The organism is Ruegeria sp. YKSF131, from assembly GCF_059612645.1.
The window spans coordinates 1-14,343 of sequence record NZ_JBXWQZ010000058.1 but is presented as its reverse complement, the minus strand read 5'-3'; the positions used below and the strand labels follow the sequence as shown (position 1 = coordinate 14,343).

The 14,343-nt window shown below is 56.5% G+C and carries 17 protein-coding genes; 9 read left to right on the top strand and 8 right to left on the bottom strand.

The features are described from left to right. Positions 1-2: 2 nt before the first annotated feature. Both AC2FLZ_RS17480 and regB read right to left on the bottom strand, forming a co-directional pair. Positions 3-1,508, bottom strand: coding sequence for a PAS-domain containing protein (locus tag AC2FLZ_RS17480; protein WP_480521326.1), 1,506 nt, complete (start codon positions 1,506-1,508; stop codon positions 3-5). A 66-nt stretch (positions 1,509-1,574) separates the two neighbouring features. Beyond that, entirely contained in the window at positions 1,575-2,972 is a 1,398-nt protein-coding gene (gene regB / locus AC2FLZ_RS17475; protein ID WP_480474439.1) for a sensor histidine kinase RegB, read from the bottom strand. Positions 2,973-3,062: 90 nt separating this feature from the next. On the opposite strand from regB, the gene AC2FLZ_RS17470 reads away from it, so the two are divergent. From AC2FLZ_RS17470 to AC2FLZ_RS17460, 3 genes are all read left to right on the top strand, one after another. Beyond that, complete coding sequence (locus tag AC2FLZ_RS17470; protein ID WP_480555977.1) at positions 3,063-3,689, top strand: SCO family protein; 627 nt, start codon at positions 3,063-3,065, stop codon at positions 3,687-3,689. Between the two features lie 81 nt (positions 3,690-3,770). Further along, complete coding sequence (locus tag AC2FLZ_RS17465; RefSeq protein ID WP_050604676.1) at positions 3,771-4,325, top strand: ActR/PrrA/RegA family redox response regulator transcription factor; 555 nt, start codon at positions 3,771-3,773, stop codon at positions 4,323-4,325. Positions 4,326-4,351: 26 nt separating this feature from the next. After that, on the top strand, positions 4,352-4,945 hold the full coding sequence (locus AC2FLZ_RS17460) for a hypothetical protein (protein ID WP_496882489.1): 594 nt from the start codon (positions 4,352-4,354) through the stop codon (positions 4,943-4,945). A 21-nt stretch (positions 4,946-4,966) separates the two neighbouring features. Here the strand turns inward: AC2FLZ_RS17460 and AC2FLZ_RS17455 are convergent, their stop codons facing one another. Further along, positions 4,967-5,560, bottom strand: coding sequence for an HD domain-containing protein (locus AC2FLZ_RS17455; RefSeq protein WP_496882488.1), 594 nt, complete (start codon positions 5,558-5,560; stop codon positions 4,967-4,969). Positions 5,561-5,766: 206 nt separating this feature from the next. On the opposite strand from AC2FLZ_RS17455, the gene AC2FLZ_RS17450 reads away from it, so the two are divergent. From AC2FLZ_RS17450 to AC2FLZ_RS17435, 4 genes are all read left to right on the top strand, one after another. Next, a complete protein-coding gene (locus AC2FLZ_RS17450) occupies positions 5,767-6,081 on the top strand; it encodes a hypothetical protein (RefSeq protein ID WP_496808480.1) in 315 nt (104 codons plus the stop codon). 102 nt (positions 6,082-6,183) lie between these two features. Further along, positions 6,184-7,572: an adenosylhomocysteinase gene (gene ahcY, locus AC2FLZ_RS17445; protein ID WP_480555974.1), complete on the top strand. Its 1,389-nt coding sequence runs from the start codon at positions 6,184-6,186 to the stop codon at positions 7,570-7,572. Between the two features lie 13 nt (positions 7,573-7,585). Continuing rightward, positions 7,586-8,335 carry an extensin-like domain-containing protein gene (locus tag AC2FLZ_RS17440; RefSeq protein ID WP_496882487.1) on the top strand — a complete coding sequence of 250 codons (750 nt, stop codon included), beginning with the start codon at positions 7,586-7,588 and terminating at the stop codon, positions 8,333-8,335. Positions 8,336-8,472: 137 nt separating this feature from the next. After that, a complete protein-coding gene (locus tag AC2FLZ_RS17435) occupies positions 8,473-8,814 on the top strand; it encodes a DUF2853 family protein (RefSeq protein WP_480521340.1) in 342 nt (113 codons plus the stop codon). Positions 8,815-9,033: 219 nt separating this feature from the next. Here the strand turns inward: AC2FLZ_RS17435 and AC2FLZ_RS17430 are convergent, their stop codons facing one another. The 5 genes from AC2FLZ_RS17430 to tsaD all read right to left on the bottom strand — a co-directional run bounded on the left by AC2FLZ_RS17430 (position 9,034) and on the right by tsaD (position 13,239). Next, complete coding sequence (locus AC2FLZ_RS17430) at positions 9,034-10,329, bottom strand: hypothetical protein (RefSeq protein WP_480521342.1); 1,296 nt, start codon at positions 10,327-10,329, stop codon at positions 9,034-9,036. Positions 10,330-10,489: 160 nt separating this feature from the next. Next, positions 10,490-10,912 (bottom strand): EVE domain-containing protein, encoded by a 423-nt coding sequence (locus tag AC2FLZ_RS17425; protein ID WP_496714596.1) that lies wholly within the window; start codon positions 10,910-10,912, stop codon positions 10,490-10,492. Beyond that, the gene (locus AC2FLZ_RS17420; RefSeq protein ID WP_480482615.1) at positions 10,912-11,181 is read right to left on the bottom strand and encodes a YciI family protein; all 270 of its coding nucleotides are present in this window, start codon (positions 11,179-11,181) and stop codon (positions 10,912-10,914) included. The genes AC2FLZ_RS17425 and AC2FLZ_RS17420 overlap by 1 nt, the downstream gene beginning before the upstream one ends. Position 11,182: 1 nt before the next feature. After that, a complete protein-coding gene (locus AC2FLZ_RS17415) occupies positions 11,183-12,145 on the bottom strand; it encodes an NAD(P)H-dependent glycerol-3-phosphate dehydrogenase (RefSeq protein WP_496714597.1) in 963 nt (320 codons plus the stop codon). Further along, complete coding sequence (gene tsaD / locus AC2FLZ_RS17410) at positions 12,142-13,239, bottom strand: tRNA (adenosine(37)-N6)-threonylcarbamoyltransferase complex transferase subunit TsaD (RefSeq protein ID WP_496714598.1); 1,098 nt, start codon at positions 13,237-13,239, stop codon at positions 12,142-12,144. Before tsaD ends, AC2FLZ_RS17415 begins: the two co-directional genes overlap by 4 nt. A gap of 98 nt (positions 13,240-13,337) precedes the next feature. Here tsaD and AC2FLZ_RS17405 point away from each other — a divergent pair, with 98 nt between their 5' ends. Together AC2FLZ_RS17405 and AC2FLZ_RS17400 are read left to right on the top strand one after the other, a co-directional pair. Further along, a complete protein-coding gene (locus tag AC2FLZ_RS17405) occupies positions 13,338-14,051 on the top strand; it encodes a uroporphyrinogen-III synthase (protein ID WP_480474456.1) in 714 nt (237 codons plus the stop codon). An 87-nt stretch (positions 14,052-14,138) separates the two neighbouring features. Next, positions 14,139-14,343: hypothetical protein (locus tag AC2FLZ_RS17400; protein WP_496882486.1), on the top strand; the 205-nt coding region annotated here is incomplete at its 3' end.

Below are 14,343 nucleotides of genomic sequence, written 5' to 3'. Positions count from 1 at the left end.
GTTCAGGCGCTGATCTGTTCCAACGGGGCGGTTTTTGTCAGAAGATCCACGGGTGCAAACCGCACGATCGTCGCACCGTTATGAACTGGTGAAACCGTGCAGTCCAAAGTGATGCCTGACCGCATCCGGATTTCAGCCGTCCATTCCGCCCGGTTATCCCGCATTTCGACAAAATCCCGGATCTCTCCGAGGATCGGCGTAGCAACACAATGGTCCTGCCACCGCCGCGTAACATCGGTGACCGTGTCGGTCTGAAAGCCGATTTCCTGTGCGTCGCCCCAAAGCTTTTCGTAGGCGTAGTTGGTAAGGGCCAGGGTGCCATCATCGGCAAATACAGCGATTGCATCGGCCAGCTTGTCCAATATGGATTGCATCAGATCCATCTCGGACCGGAAGCGTCGCGTCAACGTGATTTCGGCAGTAATATCTTCGAACAGAAACGCAACGGCCCCATCGGGATGCGGCCTGCCGCTTACAGAATAAACTGAGCCAGAGGGCAGCGACCATGTTTCGTGATAATTACCGCCCTCGGCTGCTTCGAGCAGGTCGTTCATCTGACGCCGCCATGTACGGTAGTTCTTGGGCTCTGGCATCATGTGCTGATCCCTAAGCCGGTCGAAAAAACTGCTGATGTTCGGGCGGCAGCTGAGGAAATCCGGCGGCAGCGTGGTCAGATCGATCAGGGCCGGGTTGAACAGCGCCAGTTGCCGGTTGCGATCGAAAATGGCCAGGCCGATCGAAAGTTGAGCAAAGGTCTTGGTCATGGTCTGCACGAACTTGCGTTGCGCGGTTTCCGCTTCGACAATAGCGTTGATGTCTGTGGCGTAACATAACCGCCCGTCGTCCTGCACGATCTGCGTCAGGTCGAACCACAACTTGCTGTTGGTTCCTGTCACTTCCACCGCCACTCTTGATTTTCCGAGCGACGGAGCATCAGAGGTGTCCGGGAACAGAGGGGCAGTCAGATCGGCATCCTGACCACGTGCCCGGCGAACAAGCGTGACATAAGCTGCATTGCACCACTGCACCTGGCTGTTGTGATCCAGCAACCATACCGGATAGGGGGCCTGTTCCATGGCCAGACGGCTCGGTTCACTCAGCGCGCTTGACCTGGTCGGAGAGATTCGGGCCGGTTCGTGCAGACGCACGCGGACAATCCCGTCGATCCATTCACACACCACTTCGCGTTCGACTGTGCAATCAATGGCCGAGATTACCAGTACGTTTTGGTCGCGAACTTTTTCGGGTGTTTCGGGGAAGGTGGGGAAATCTCTTTTCAGCAGGCGGTGCAAATCCTGCCAGCTTCCAACATGCTCGAACCCGGCAAGCGCGATATCGGAGTGGCTGATCAGGTGATCACCATCAAACAGGAATACCGCATCAAACAGGGATGTTGTTGAAAACAAGCCAAAGACATCGTCGCGTCGCGTCTGGCGTGGCAATAACCACTGTACGGCAAAGCATCCCGATACCAGGCTGATCGCGGCCAGAATGATCCAATCGGCCATTAATTTCCCCAAGGTATAACCAAACCCCGGCTGACTATGGGCAGGATAGGTTAACGGCTCCTTAACTCATACTTGAATGCGTTTGTTGGAACCGGATGGAACCGGAGTGTCACCTTTTTGCGCGTCAATCAGGTTGCGCGGCCACGAGACCTTGACGATTGCACCTGTCCTGTCTTTTTGATCGGTCAGACGCTGATACGGATCCGTGCCATTAGCGAATTTCAGCTCGGCGCCGCTGCGTTCCAGCAACGTTTTTGCGATGAACAGCCCCAGTCCCATGCCTTCGTATTCCGGACGGGTTCGCAGGTCGGCTTCGGCCCGTCTGCGGCGCATGAAGGGATCACCGATGCGGCCAATCATGTGCGACGGGTAGCCGCGCCCGTCATCCATGATGCTGACGGTGATTTTGCTGTCCGTCCATTCGGCTTCGACCCAGACATTGGCGCGGGCGAAATCTACGGCATTCTGTATCAGGTTGCGGAGTCCGTGAATGATCTCGGGCTTTCGCAGAATCGAGGGTTGCAGCACATCTCCGTCCTGCGCCGGGCCTTCCGAAAAATGAACGACCTTGCCCCGGTCAACATGCGGTTCGGCGGCTTCGTTCACCACTGTTGAAAGTGGAGCCTGCCGCAAATGCAGGTCATCTTTTCCGGCACGACCCATATCGCGCAAAATGTCGCGGCACCGATCGGCCTGTTCGCGGATCAAGGCCGCGTCTTCCTTGAGGTCGGGACGGTCGTCCAGCTCTTCGATCAGTTCCGCACTCGTCAGTTTGATTGTTGCCAGAGGGGTGCCCAGCTCGTGCGCGGCGGCGGCGACCACGCCGCCCAGATCAGTCAGTTTTTGCTCGCGGGCCAGTGCCATATGGGTGGCAGCCAGCGCTTCGGACATGGACTGAACCTCGGAACTGACGCGGTGAGAATAGGCACCGATAAAGACGATGGCGATAATAATAGCCGCCCAGTTGCCAAACAGCAGGATTTCCGGAATGTCCAAAACCACCCCGATGTTGGTCCGCAGCGGCAGGTGGAATTCCGCCAGCAGAGTGGTCAGAACAATTGCAACAGCCCCGACAATCAAGGTCGACCGTGTGCTCATCACATTGGCGGAAATCGTGACCGGCCCCAGAAGCAGAAGGGCAAAGGGGTTGTTCAGCCCGCCTGTCAGATACAGCAAGATCGACAGTTGCAACAGATCGAACAGAACCATCAGGAAGTTTTCGAACTCGGACATCCGCTTATTCTGTGGAAACAACAGAATGGCGGTCAGGTTACCCATGACCGAGATCCCGATGGCCAGATAGCACAGGCCTAGTTCCAGCTGCACATGATAGTATTGCTGGGCCACGGTGATGGCGGTGATCTGACCAAAGATGGCAACCCATCGCAACAGGATAAGGGTGCGCAGGCGGATCCAGCTGCTGCGTTCCTGGCCGCGCCAAAAAGTCTGATTGGAATCTGCCATTGGTCGCTTATGTCCTGTTGCAAAGGCTGGTCATCTTGTTAGGTGTCCCGGCCGAAACGATCAACAACTCCTTGCGACCGGAAAACCAAAATGACCCGCCTCTACGCAATTCTTGCAACTCTCGTTCTGGCTATTGGCCTAGGTGCGATGTGGCTTTTGACGCGTGGGGGCGGATCCGACGACCAGTTTGCACAGTGCCGGTCTGGGCAGATCGCCGGGGGGACCGCTGCTATCGGCGGGCCGTTTGAACTGGTGAATGGCAAAGGTGAGACGGTGACCGACAAAGACGTTATCACCGAACCCACACTTGTCTATTTCGGCTATACATTCTGCCCCGATGTCTGCCCGTTTGACATGTCCCGCAATGTTGAGGCCGTGGATATCCTGAACCAGCGCGGGCAGTCGGCAACGGCGCTGTTCATCTCGATCGATCCCGAACGGGACACGCCCCATGTAGTCGATGATTATGCCTTCAACCTTGGCGGCAAAACGATTGCGTTGACCGGTTCGCCCGAACAGGTCAGGGCGGCGAGCAAGGCTTACAAGACCTATTACAAGGCACAGGATAAAAGCGACGAATTCTACCTTGTTGACCATTCCACCTTCACCTATCTGGTGACGCCCGAACATGGTTTCCTTGAATTCTTCAAGCGCGATGACACGGCCGAACAGATGGCGGACAAGGTCGGGTGCTTTCTGGACCAGGCTGCGCATTAACAAGGTTGTTTGACCTTTGTTTCTGCGCTGCTATTACTCATGTTTAAGCCAAAGGCATGAAATAGCGGAAAGACCTAACATATGGCAGACAGTTCTCAGCTTGATATCGGCCCTGACAAATCCCTGCTTTTGGTGGATGATGACGAGCCGTTTCTGAGACGTTTGGCCAAGGCCATGGAAAAGCGTGGGTTCGAGGTTGAAACCGCGGGATCCGTCGCCGCAGGCCGCGCAATTTCCACCGCCCGCCCACCGGCTTACGCAGTTGTTGACTTGCGACTGGAGGATGGCAACGGTCTGGATGTGGTTGAGGTTCTGCGCGAAAAGCGCCCCGACAGCCGGGTCGTGGTTCTGACCGGGTACGGGGCGATTGCGACCGCAGTCGCCGCGGTAAAAATCGGCGCAACCGACTACCTGTCGAAACCCGCCGACGCCACCGACATCACCAACGCCTTGCTGGCCAAGGGTGACGAACTGCCCCCGCCGCCGGAAAACCCCATGAGCGCGGATCGCGTGCGCTGGGAGCATATCCAGCGGGTCTATGAGCTGTGTGACCGGAACGTGTCCGAGACCGCCCGCCGCCTGAACATGCACCGCCGGACATTGCAGCGGATTTTGGCGAAGCGCAGTCCTCGGTGAATTATCTATATTTGGCGTCTCGCAACATGAAGCTGTTTGCCGCATTTACGTGTTCTGTACTATTTTTTGCAGTTAGCCCAGCCTATGCAGGTTGTGTTGACTTAACTAAGGGTAGTTCATTTAATCTGACGAGGAGTTCACCCTTCTTTGAGGTCACGAATACTGTATCTGGGGATGGTACAGTTTTAGAGAACCGCAAGATGAAGCGAAATGGTTCCGTTGAAAAGGTTGCGACAACGTATTGGAATGGCGTGATCGCTGTTGACCGCAAATCAAGTACGAGCCGTGTTCAAATCAAAATCAGTGAAGAAGCTAAAACGGTGGATCTGAGTAAGACCCGCACAACATATAGGTTCCCTGTTTCAATTCTCGTAAACGGCAGAGAAGTAGACCGAGGGTCTTTCGCAGTTAAACCACTCAAGAAAAGTCGAATATCTATTGGTGGCTGCAAGTATCGGGTGATGGTAGTTCGAACCAGTCTTGAACGGAACAACGGTAGCCCGATCAACGAGGAAGCCCTTCTCAGTCTCGATGCCGGATTTCTGCTGGGAAATGTGGCCATGACGCCGGATTGGAAACCACGAAGCTCAGTTCTTTTCGACGCGATTACAATTAATTAAACGATAATTTCTGGCTTGAAACTAAAGTAGAAGTAACAGTTTTCCATGCCGCTCTGTGTACGCCTGCCGCACCTCAACCGGCGGCCTTAACCTAATCTCCAACCCTTCCATCACCGCTTTATCCGGACGGCCGAAAAACTTCGTCGCCTCAGCTTCGGAGAAGCCTGCGATCTGCGTTGCCTCCATCCAGGCGCTGATCTTGTCGGCCTTTTTGATCTGACGTTTCACCGTATTCGGCACCTCGGCGGGCAATCCGAACCGGATGTGAATGGCGGCGGCAAGCCGATCATCCAATGCGCCGTAATCCGGGCCAACGGCGGATTTGACGGGGGATATCATATCTCCGATCACATATTCCGGCGCGTCGTGTAACAGGGCCGCCAGCCGCCATTTCACCGGTGCTTTCGGCGCAATCCGGCCAAAAAGCTTTTCGACCAGTAGGGAATGTTCAGCAACAGAATAGGCGAAATCGCCGCGTGTTTGTCCATTCCAGCGGGCCACAAAGGCAAGTCCATGCGCGATATCTTCGATTTCGATATCCACCGGGGTCGGGTCCAGCAGGTCCAGCCTGCGGCCTGACAGCATCCTTTGCCACGCTCGGGGTTGTGTTGCCATTTTGCTATGCCTCGCCTGACCGGACGCGATTGCGCCATATTTTTGTGCTATGATGTACCTGTCTGGATCACTTGCTGCCAACAGTTTCTTGAGCATTTGTGCTTTGAAACGGCGCGCCATGATCCCGACATCAAAACCGAGGGGGGCACATGCTTCTCCCGGTGTGCTCCTCTCGACCGTGAAACGCGAATCGATAGGAGTTTGTCATGTTCAAGCGTTTACTCGCCATTGCCCTGACCTTTGGAATGGCCGCGACCGCCCCACCAGCCTTTGCCCGGAGTTGTGCAGAGCGCGGCGACATCGTCACCAAATTGCAGGAAAACTATGCCGAGGAATTGGCCTTTGGCGGCCTGCAAAAGACGCGCGACGCGCAGTCTGTGATGGAGGTGTGGGCCTCGAAGGAAACGGGTAGCTATACCGTTTTGGTAACCAATGCGAACGGAATCAGTTGTATTGTTGCCGTTGGCACCGATTTTTTTGAAGCGATACCAAAGATAAAAATCGAAGGCACGCCAAGCTGAAAGCGGCCACCAAGCTTCCGGTAACAGTCTTCAAAGTTGCCACCTGCCCCAAGGAGTGCTAGGGGCAGCCGGGACTGTGATTTACCGAAAATGGAGCGCCAGATGGCCGTGGACTATATCGTTAAAGACATTTCGCTGGCCGGGTTCGGCCGCAAGGAATTGGACATTGCCGAAACCGAGATGCCGGGCTTGATGTCCCTGCGTACGGAATATGGGGAAAGCAAACCTCTGACAGGTGCGCGTATCGTTGGATCGCTGCACATGACTATCCAGACAGCTGTTCTGATTGAAACGCTGGTTGCGCTGGGCGCGGATGTGCGCTGGGCGTCGTGCAACATCTTCTCGACCCAGGACCATGCAGCAGCCGCGATTGCCGAGGCAGGCATTCCCGTTTTCGCCATCAAGGGTCAAACGCTGGAAGAGCATTGGGATTATCTGGATAAATCCTTCTTGTTCGAAGACGGCCCGAACATGATCCTCGACGATGGTGGCGACGCGACCCTGTACATCCTGCTGGGTGCACGTGCGGAAGCGGGCGAAGACATCATCCCAGTTCCGGGTTCGGAAGAGGAAGAGGTGATCAAGAAGCAGATCGCCAAGCGCATGGCGGCAAGCCCCGGCTGGTTCACCAAGATGCGTGACCAGATCCAAGGCGTTTCCGAGGAAACCACCACCGGCGTGAACCGCCTGTATCAACTGGTGAAAGACGGCCACCTGCCCTTCCCGGCGATCAACGTGAATGACTCGGTCACAAAGTCGAAATTCGACAATAAATACGGCTGTAAGGAATCGCTGGTTGACGGTATTCGCCGCGCCACCGACACAATGATGGCCGGTAAGGTTGCCGTGGTTTGCGGCTATGGCGACGTCGGCAAGGGCTCAGCCGCCAGCTTGCGTGGCGCGGGTGCGCGCGTGAAGGTGACCGAAGTTGACCCGATCTGCGCGCTGCAGGCTGCGATGGATGGGTTCGAAGTAACCCTGCTGGAAGACGAAGTTGCCAGCGCGGATATCTTCATCACCACCACCGGCAACAAGGACGTGATCCGCATCGAGCATATGCGCGAGATGAAGGACATGGCCATCGTCGGCAATATCGGGCACTTCGACAACGAGATTCAGGTGGCCAGCCTGAAGAACCACAAGTGGACCAATATCAAGGAGCAGGTGGACATGATCGAGATGCCTTCGGGCAACCGTCTGATCCTGCTGTCTGAAGGCCGCCTTCTCAATCTTGGCAACGCCACAGGTCACCCGTCTTTTGTGATGTCGGCCTCGTTCACCAACCAGGTTCTGGCACAGATCGAGCTGTTCACCAAAGGTGATCAGTACGAGAACAAGGTCTACATCCTGCCCAAGCATCTGGACGAGAAGGTCGCCCGCCTGCATCTGGATCGCATCGGCGTGAAGCTGACGAAGCTGGATGCGGATCAGGCCGCGTACATCGGTGTCAAACCAGAAGGTCCATACAAGCCGGAACACTACCGCTACTGATTGTCGTCTGACGATGACACAGAATAACGGACGCCGCCGGTTTCTTTACTCGGCGGCGTTCTTTGTTTTCAGGGTTCTGGTTGTGGTGATCGTGCTGGGTGGCGGCGGCTGGGTGCTGTTGGCGCATCCAAAGACACCGGTGCCATCTCACTGGAACCCATTGCACGACCTTAAAGTCAGCGCGCCGGTCACGCCGGTCACCAGGTATCAACTGAACCGGGCCTTGGCGGATGAAACCCAGTGTCGGGCTACATTGACCGAAGCGGGCGTTCATTTCGAGGCGATGGAGGATCTGGCCATTGATCAGAGCTGTGGCATTGCCTCACGGGGCCTTCTGACCCAGCTGGCCACTTCGCACATCGAAGCCGTTGAAACCAGTTGCGCCACAACATTGCGGCTGACGATGTGGGAACACCATGTCGTTCAGCCGGCCGCGTACGAACTGCTTGGAACCGGCATTGCCCGATTGCGCCATGTCGGAAGCTACAATTGCAGGCGCATGCGCACCCTACGAGGTGAAAACAACGGATGGAGCAGCCATGCCCGTGCGGACTCGATCGATATCATCGGTGTGGAGACGACCGATGGCCGCGTGCTGACCCTGTTAAATGATTGGCAGGGTACCGGACCCGAACCCGCATTTCTGTGGCAAACCTGGCGAGGCGCGTGCGGCTGGTTTCGAGTGGTTCTAGGCCCGGACTTCAATCACTTGCACGCGGATCATTTTCACCTGCAAGGTTCTGGTTGGGGGTATTGCAGATAGGTCTTGCATCCCGTGCATTCCAGCCTTCGTTAAGGGGGAGGAAACGCAATATTTTATCCTTTTGGGCTGACCTGTGACACGTCTAGTCTCGGCTATCGGTGATTGGTGCCGGATTAACGGATAAAGGAGATTGGGACATGGGCAAGCGCGACGAGTTGATAGCCAAATACGCTGAAGATCTGAAAAACAAATGCGGAATAAGCCCCGATATGGATCTGCTGACCAAGGTCACAATCGGTTGCGGCCCGGCGATTTATGACGCAGATGCGGCAACTGTTGCAGCCAGCCAGGCGCCCGAGTTGGAAACCGTCAAGAACAACTTCCTGATCAAGAAACTGGGCCTGTCAGATGGTCCCGAGCTGATGGCAGCGATCAACAAAGCCATGGAAACTTATGGCATGTCCGAGCGCAACAAATACCGCGCCGTGGTCTATTACATGCTGACCAAGCATTTCGGGAAAGAAGCTGTTTACGGCTGATCTAACCGCGCAATCCTGAAACGCCTGTCGTCTTTCCGGCAGGCGTTTCGTATTTGAGTTGTTTTTTAAGGACTTGGCGTTTGAAACGCTGCGCGCGGTTGGGCTAAGGTCAATCCGTGACCAGGACGGTCAGAACCAGATATTTCCATACGCGTGTGGTGAGTAGGGAGCACGCGGGGGTAGGGAAGGTTCTGTATCGTCAGAGCCTTCCCTCATTACTCATCTGAACTCTTTAAGAATACGCGCGATGAGGTTTTCTGCTCTGTCAGGTTGAACGGTTGAATTGTCGTCCGCATTTCCGCCGCTGCCTTCCAGATAAACCTCGATCCGCCCCGGGCGCGTCTTGCTGCCCGAGCTTGTGAAGTCCCGTGAAATACCCCCCAGTGCATCGGCGGCCATCGCGGCGTTTTCGGCGTCATCGGGGTGATAAAACCGGACCTGGGTTTCTCTGACCCGGTATCCCACCCGAGCTGTTGCCACCACTGTTGCCTGACCTCGGACAAGCAGTTCCAACGCCCGGTTGCTGGTCTCTTGCGAAACTCTCGACGGTACAAAAAGCGAGACCTCAAGATCAATGATCGGCGTCACAAGAAGCGGTTTCACCTCGGCGTAGGGCGGGTTGGCGGGTGTGTCGATCTCTTGCGGAATGGGATCATTGGTTATCTGTGATATCTGCGATAATCCGCCCTTGTTCAGCGGATTGGGATTGCGAAGTCGTGGTTCATACCAGGCAGGAATCGCGGCTTGAATGTCTGAGGCGGTCGCGGCGGCCAACGTGGGTTCCATCCGGGCAGGAATGAAAATCTTGGGCGGTGTTAAGGAAATCTCCGGCTTCTCCGTTACCGCTTCGGGATTCGGGCCGGTTGCAAACTCGCTTTCCGGCATGACAGTGTTTTCCAGTTCCTGGGAAAGGGTTGCACTGGATTGATCCAAAACAACCGGATCGACTGACTCGCTATTTGGCTTGTCCAAGGGTTCGCTGACGTCAGCGGGTATTGAGAGAGGCTCAGGCTCAGGGGGCCCTGAAACCAACAGATCCTCTGGTATAGGGGCGTCTTTCGGGTCCGGCAGGCTGGTGGCTGCGGCCTCAGGCGGTTCTTCGGGGGCCAGAAAGGTTTCAGAAAGCGCATTCAGAACGGCCTGATCTTCTGCGTCTGCGGTTGGCCAGTCATCTAAAAGATTTGCAATGACCCATTGCAAGGCGGCCCCGCACAAAAGGGCAACCAGTACTAACGCGACCCGAGTTTTCCGTTTTTTTCTGACGCGTGGCTTGTCCAGATTTAGCGAGCGGACCCGTTCGGAAACGATCTGCTCAGTATCTGTATCGTCCGGTGGGGGCAGAACGTCCGATTGCGCAGAGGTCGAAGCAGGTTCTTTCAGCGCCTCTTCTTGCGCCCCCGCAAGCACCGACGCGCGCTTCTCCCGCGCCTCTTTCAGGCGCGCTTCCCAGGTTCTCGTGCTTTTCGCAGCAACGGTGTTATCGAGTGTCCCGTTGCCGTTTTCAGTGTCAGACACGGGGTTCAAACTTTCAAAACATATCGAATTTATCCGAACAACACCAAGCGGTTACGATCAGAGCAATCATAACCTTCAGGTCCCTACCCGGCGTAGCCCTTGGAAACATAACACCTTGCCGGGCGTTTGAGAAGTTTTGCACCTTGTACAGGACGGCAGGTCAATCCGGCTGCGTTTCACCCAAGGCGCAGATCGCCTTCCATTGATCGTCAGTTACCGGCTGCACCGATAAACGAGAGTTTTTCACCAACACCATTTCGGCAAGCCGTTCGTCGGCCTTGATCTGGTCCAGTGTCACGGGTTTGGAAAAGGACCGGACGGCCTTGATATCCACGCATTCCCAGCGCTCATCATCGGTGGAATTGTCGGGATGTACCTCGGCGCATACCTCGACAATACCAACAACTGACTTGTCCTTTTGAGAGTGGTAGAAGAACCCCCAATCCCCAATGGCCATCTGACGCATGAAATTGCGCGCCTGATAGTTGCGCACACCGTCCCATTCCTCGCCCGTGTCCCCCTTGGCCATTTGCTGTTCCCAGCTCCAGGTCGAAGGTTCGGACTTGAAAAGCCAATATGCCATCAGCCGATCACCTTTTTCCAGGGAATCAGTTCAACCGACTGGAACAATCCAGCCTTCGCATAGGGGTCATTATCTGCCCAGTTTTGCGCAGCAGCCAGATCTTCGACGTCGAGCACAACCAGCGAACCGATCATGGCGTCGCCATCCAACAGCGGCCCTGCCTGCGATACAACACCCGTTTCTTCGATATAGGCCAGATGGGCCGCGCGATTGTCCAACCGGGTTTGCAGTGCCCCGGCTTTGTCACGGGCGATGAGTGCGATCAGCATGTTATTCCTCCTTGAGTGGGCGATTGAGCAGGTTTTGGATGGCCTCGGTCACACTGTAGGCACCATGGCTCAGATCCGCCACCGTTGTACTGATGGGCATGTCCAGCCCTTCCTTGACGGCAATCTCTGACATGGCGCGCGCGGTGGCGACGCCTTCGACGGTAGTATGTTGGTCAAATGGTTGGTTCAGACCCAAACTAAGGCCAAAACGGTAGTTTCGGGACAGCTCTGAGGAACAGGTCAACACCAGATCTCCAAGCCCGGACAAGCCCATCAGAGTGTCAGGACGCGCGCCACGCAGGGCGGCAAAGCGCTGCATTTCCGCAAAACCGCGAGTCATCAACGCGGCCCGGGCGCTGTCCCCCAGCCCCGCGCCGATTGCTGCGCCGCAACCGATGGCTATGATGTTCTTCAGCGCCCCGCCAAGTTCAGCACCTATGGTGTCAGTGGTCCGATAGAGGCGCAGGTTCGCAGTGGCCAGCTCGGTCTGCAATGTTTTGCCAAGATTCGTATCACCGCAAGCCAGCGTTAACGCAGTGGGCAAACCGCGCGCTATGTCATCAGCAAAACTGGGTCCTGTCAGCAAAGCGATCGGGGCGTCAGGGACAACATCCCTGATGACCGCAACGGGCCCGAGGCCAGAATCCAACTCTATCCCCTTACAGCAAGCGACCAGTATCTTGCCGTGCAGCACCGGGGCGCGATCTTGCAAGGCGCTGCGCAATTGCTGCATAGGAACGGCCAAAAGCAGAATGTCAGCCTTCGACGCCTCAGCGATATTTGCGGTTACGGCGATGTTCGTGCGTAAGGAAACACCAGGCAGCCTGGTGGAGTTTTCGCGCGTCTCATGCATCTGCCGCGCCTGATCGGCGTTTCTGGACCACAGCGTTACTGGCCCGTTGCCTGATAGCGAGATTGCCAAAGCGGTACCAAACGCGCCGGATCCCAGGACAGATACGTTCATGCCTTGGCCCCTTTCTTACCGCTGCCCAGCATTGCCGGGCTGCGTTGATCGAGCGGCCAGCGGGGGCGGGCAGTCAGGTCCAGACCGTCGCGCGCGCCGGTGCGAAAGCGTTCAAGGCCCGCATAGGCAATCATCGCGGCATTGTCTGTGCACAAAGCCAGCGGAGGTGCCGTAAACCGGGCACTTTGCTGCGCGCAAACAGACTCTAACGCTGCCCGAATGGCCGAGTTTGCAGCCACCCCACCTGCAACCGCGACAACGGGATCAGCAGGGTTGTGATCAAGATACAGATCAATCGCGCGGCGGGTTTTCTCGGCCAATGTGTCCACTATGGCCTGCTGGAATCCTGCGCACAGATCAGCTCGGTCCTGACGGGTCAGCCCACCCTTGTCGGCCACGATTTGGTCGCGCATCCGCATAAGCGCCGTCTTAAGGCCCGAAAAAGACAAGTCACAGCCGGGCCGGTCCAGCAGTGGCCTGGGAAAACGGAACCGCTGGGGATTGCCATCACGGGCCTCAGCCTCGACAGACGGGCCGCCGGGTTGCGGCAGGCCCAGCAGGCGAGCGGTCTTGTCAAAGGCTTCCCCAGGTGCGTCGTCGATTGTACCGCCCAGGCGAGTAAACTGCTCGGGGTTATTGGCGATCAGGTATTGGCAATGGCCGCCCGACACCAGAAGCATGAGGTAAGGGAAGGCGATGCCGTCCGTCAGGCGGGGTGTCAGGGCGTGACCGGCAAGATGATTGACGCCAATCAGCGGCAAGCCCGTGGCGGCGCTCAACCCTTTGGCGCACATGACACCGGACATGACCCCTCCGATCAGACCGGGCCCGGCGGTGACGGCAATAGCGTCCATGTCGCGCAGCGACAGACCGGCGGCCTCCAGTGCCTGCATGACACAGACATCCAGCTTTTCGGCATGCGCACGGGCCGCAATCTCGGGCACGACACCGCCAAAGGCGCTGTGCAGATCGGTTTGACCGCGCACCACAGAAGACAGGATCTCGGCTTTGGCACCTTCGGTCTGGCGCACGACAGCTGCGGCTGTGTCGTCACAGCTGCTTTCCAAACCCAATACGGTAAGTGTTTGCACCATCACCCTGATCCGTTGCATCATGTATATACGGCGGGGTATCACCCTGCGCGGATGCAAACAATCCTGAAGGGTCAAGGCGCCACACGTTGTTTTTGTTGATGACCCGCCCTCGCTCCGCCTCGGAAAGGTTTGTCGAGCAGTTGCCAACCCGCGTCAGATCTCGGGTACAGGCCCTCTATTCGCCGATAATGGAAATCCGGCCACTGCCAGTTGCGGTGGATACCAAAGGTGTAAAAGGATTGATCTTTACATCGGCCAATGCGGTAAATGCGGCGGTTTCGAAAGGTGTTGACCGCACTCTGCCGGCCTATTGCGTGGGGCCCGCAACAACCGGTACCGCGAAAGGGTATGGGTGGCAGGCCAAGATGGTCGGAACCACGGCAGAAGAATTGGTTGGGCATCTGCTCAAGCATCGGCCCAAAAGCCCGCTTTTGCACCTGCGGGGTGAACATACACGGGGTAATATCGCTGGCCGCCTGACCGAATCTGGTCTGACCGTTCGGGAACAGCCAGTCTATCAGCAGCGGTTGTTGCCGCTAACACCCGAGGCCACCGAGGCCGCCGAAGGAAATCTGCCGATAATTGCTCCGCTTTTCTCGCCGCGCACGGCGCGACATTTTGCCGATATCTGGGCCGGATCAGCCCCCCTTTGGCTGGTTGCGATCAGCCAGGCTACGGCTGATCCCCTTTATTCTTTGGACTATGAGCACCTGAAGATTGCAAAACATCCGACACCGAAGAAAATGCGTAAAGCTGTTAAAAAGCTTGTGAAACATGTGTTGCGGGTTGAGGGTGGCGAGGTCCCCGATTAACTTAACCTGGGCTGTTATTCATCTGAATTTGGATTCGATAAGGGGAATATTGCGGTGGCTGGTAAGAAGAAATCCGATCAAAAGCCGGTGGAACCCCTCCTAGCAGATGATGCAGTTGAAACTGATCTGCGGCAGGAAGATACGCCTGTTGACCCGGCTGAACCTGTAGAAGAAGACCTGTCCGAAGCCGAAGCCGAAGCCGAAGCCGAAGCCGAAGCCGAAGCCGAAGCCGAAGCCGAAGCCGAAGCCGAAGCCGAAGCCGAAGCCGAAGCCGAAGCCGAAGCCGAAGCCG

Bases quoted from the DNA above. Each gene is read 5' to 3' on its own strand.
- AC2FLZ_RS17480 (WP_480521326.1), bottom strand. From the start codon at position 1,508: ATGGCCGATTGGATCATTCTGGCCGCGATCAGCCTGGTATCGGGATGC.
- regB (WP_480474439.1), bottom strand. From the start codon at position 2,972: ATGGCAGATTCCAATCAGACTTTTTGGCGCGGCCAGGAACGCAGCAGC.
- AC2FLZ_RS17470 (WP_480555977.1), top strand. From the start codon at position 3,063: ATGACCCGCCTCTACGCAATTCTTGCAACTCTCGTTCTGGCTATTGGC.
- AC2FLZ_RS17465 (WP_050604676.1), top strand. From the start codon at position 3,771: ATGGCAGACAGTTCTCAGCTTGATATCGGCCCTGACAAATCCCTGCTT.
- AC2FLZ_RS17460 (WP_496882489.1), top strand. From the start codon at position 4,352: ATGAAGCTGTTTGCCGCATTTACGTGTTCTGTACTATTTTTTGCAGTT.
- AC2FLZ_RS17455 (WP_496882488.1), bottom strand. From the start codon at position 5,560: ATGGCAACACAACCCCGAGCGTGGCAAAGGATGCTGTCAGGCCGCAGG.
- AC2FLZ_RS17450 (WP_496808480.1), top strand. From the start codon at position 5,767: ATGTTCAAGCGTTTACTCGCCATTGCCCTGACCTTTGGAATGGCCGCG.
- ahcY (WP_480555974.1), top strand. From the start codon at position 6,184: ATGGCCGTGGACTATATCGTTAAAGACATTTCGCTGGCCGGGTTCGGC.
- AC2FLZ_RS17440 (WP_496882487.1), top strand. From the start codon at position 7,586: ATGACACAGAATAACGGACGCCGCCGGTTTCTTTACTCGGCGGCGTTC.
- AC2FLZ_RS17435 (WP_480521340.1), top strand. From the start codon at position 8,473: ATGGGCAAGCGCGACGAGTTGATAGCCAAATACGCTGAAGATCTGAAA.
- AC2FLZ_RS17425 (WP_496714596.1), bottom strand. From the start codon at position 10,912: ATGGCATATTGGCTTTTCAAGTCCGAACCTTCGACCTGGAGCTGGGAA.
- AC2FLZ_RS17420 (WP_480482615.1), bottom strand. From the start codon at position 11,181: ATGCTGATCGCACTCATCGCCCGTGACAAAGCCGGGGCACTGCAAACC.
- AC2FLZ_RS17415 (WP_496714597.1), bottom strand. From the start codon at position 12,145: ATGAACGTATCTGTCCTGGGATCCGGCGCGTTTGGTACCGCTTTGGCA.
- tsaD (WP_496714598.1), bottom strand. From the start codon at position 13,239: ATGGTGCAAACACTTACCGTATTGGGTTTGGAAAGCAGCTGTGACGAC.
- AC2FLZ_RS17405 (WP_480474456.1), top strand. From the start codon at position 13,338: ATGACCCGCCCTCGCTCCGCCTCGGAAAGGTTTGTCGAGCAGTTGCCA.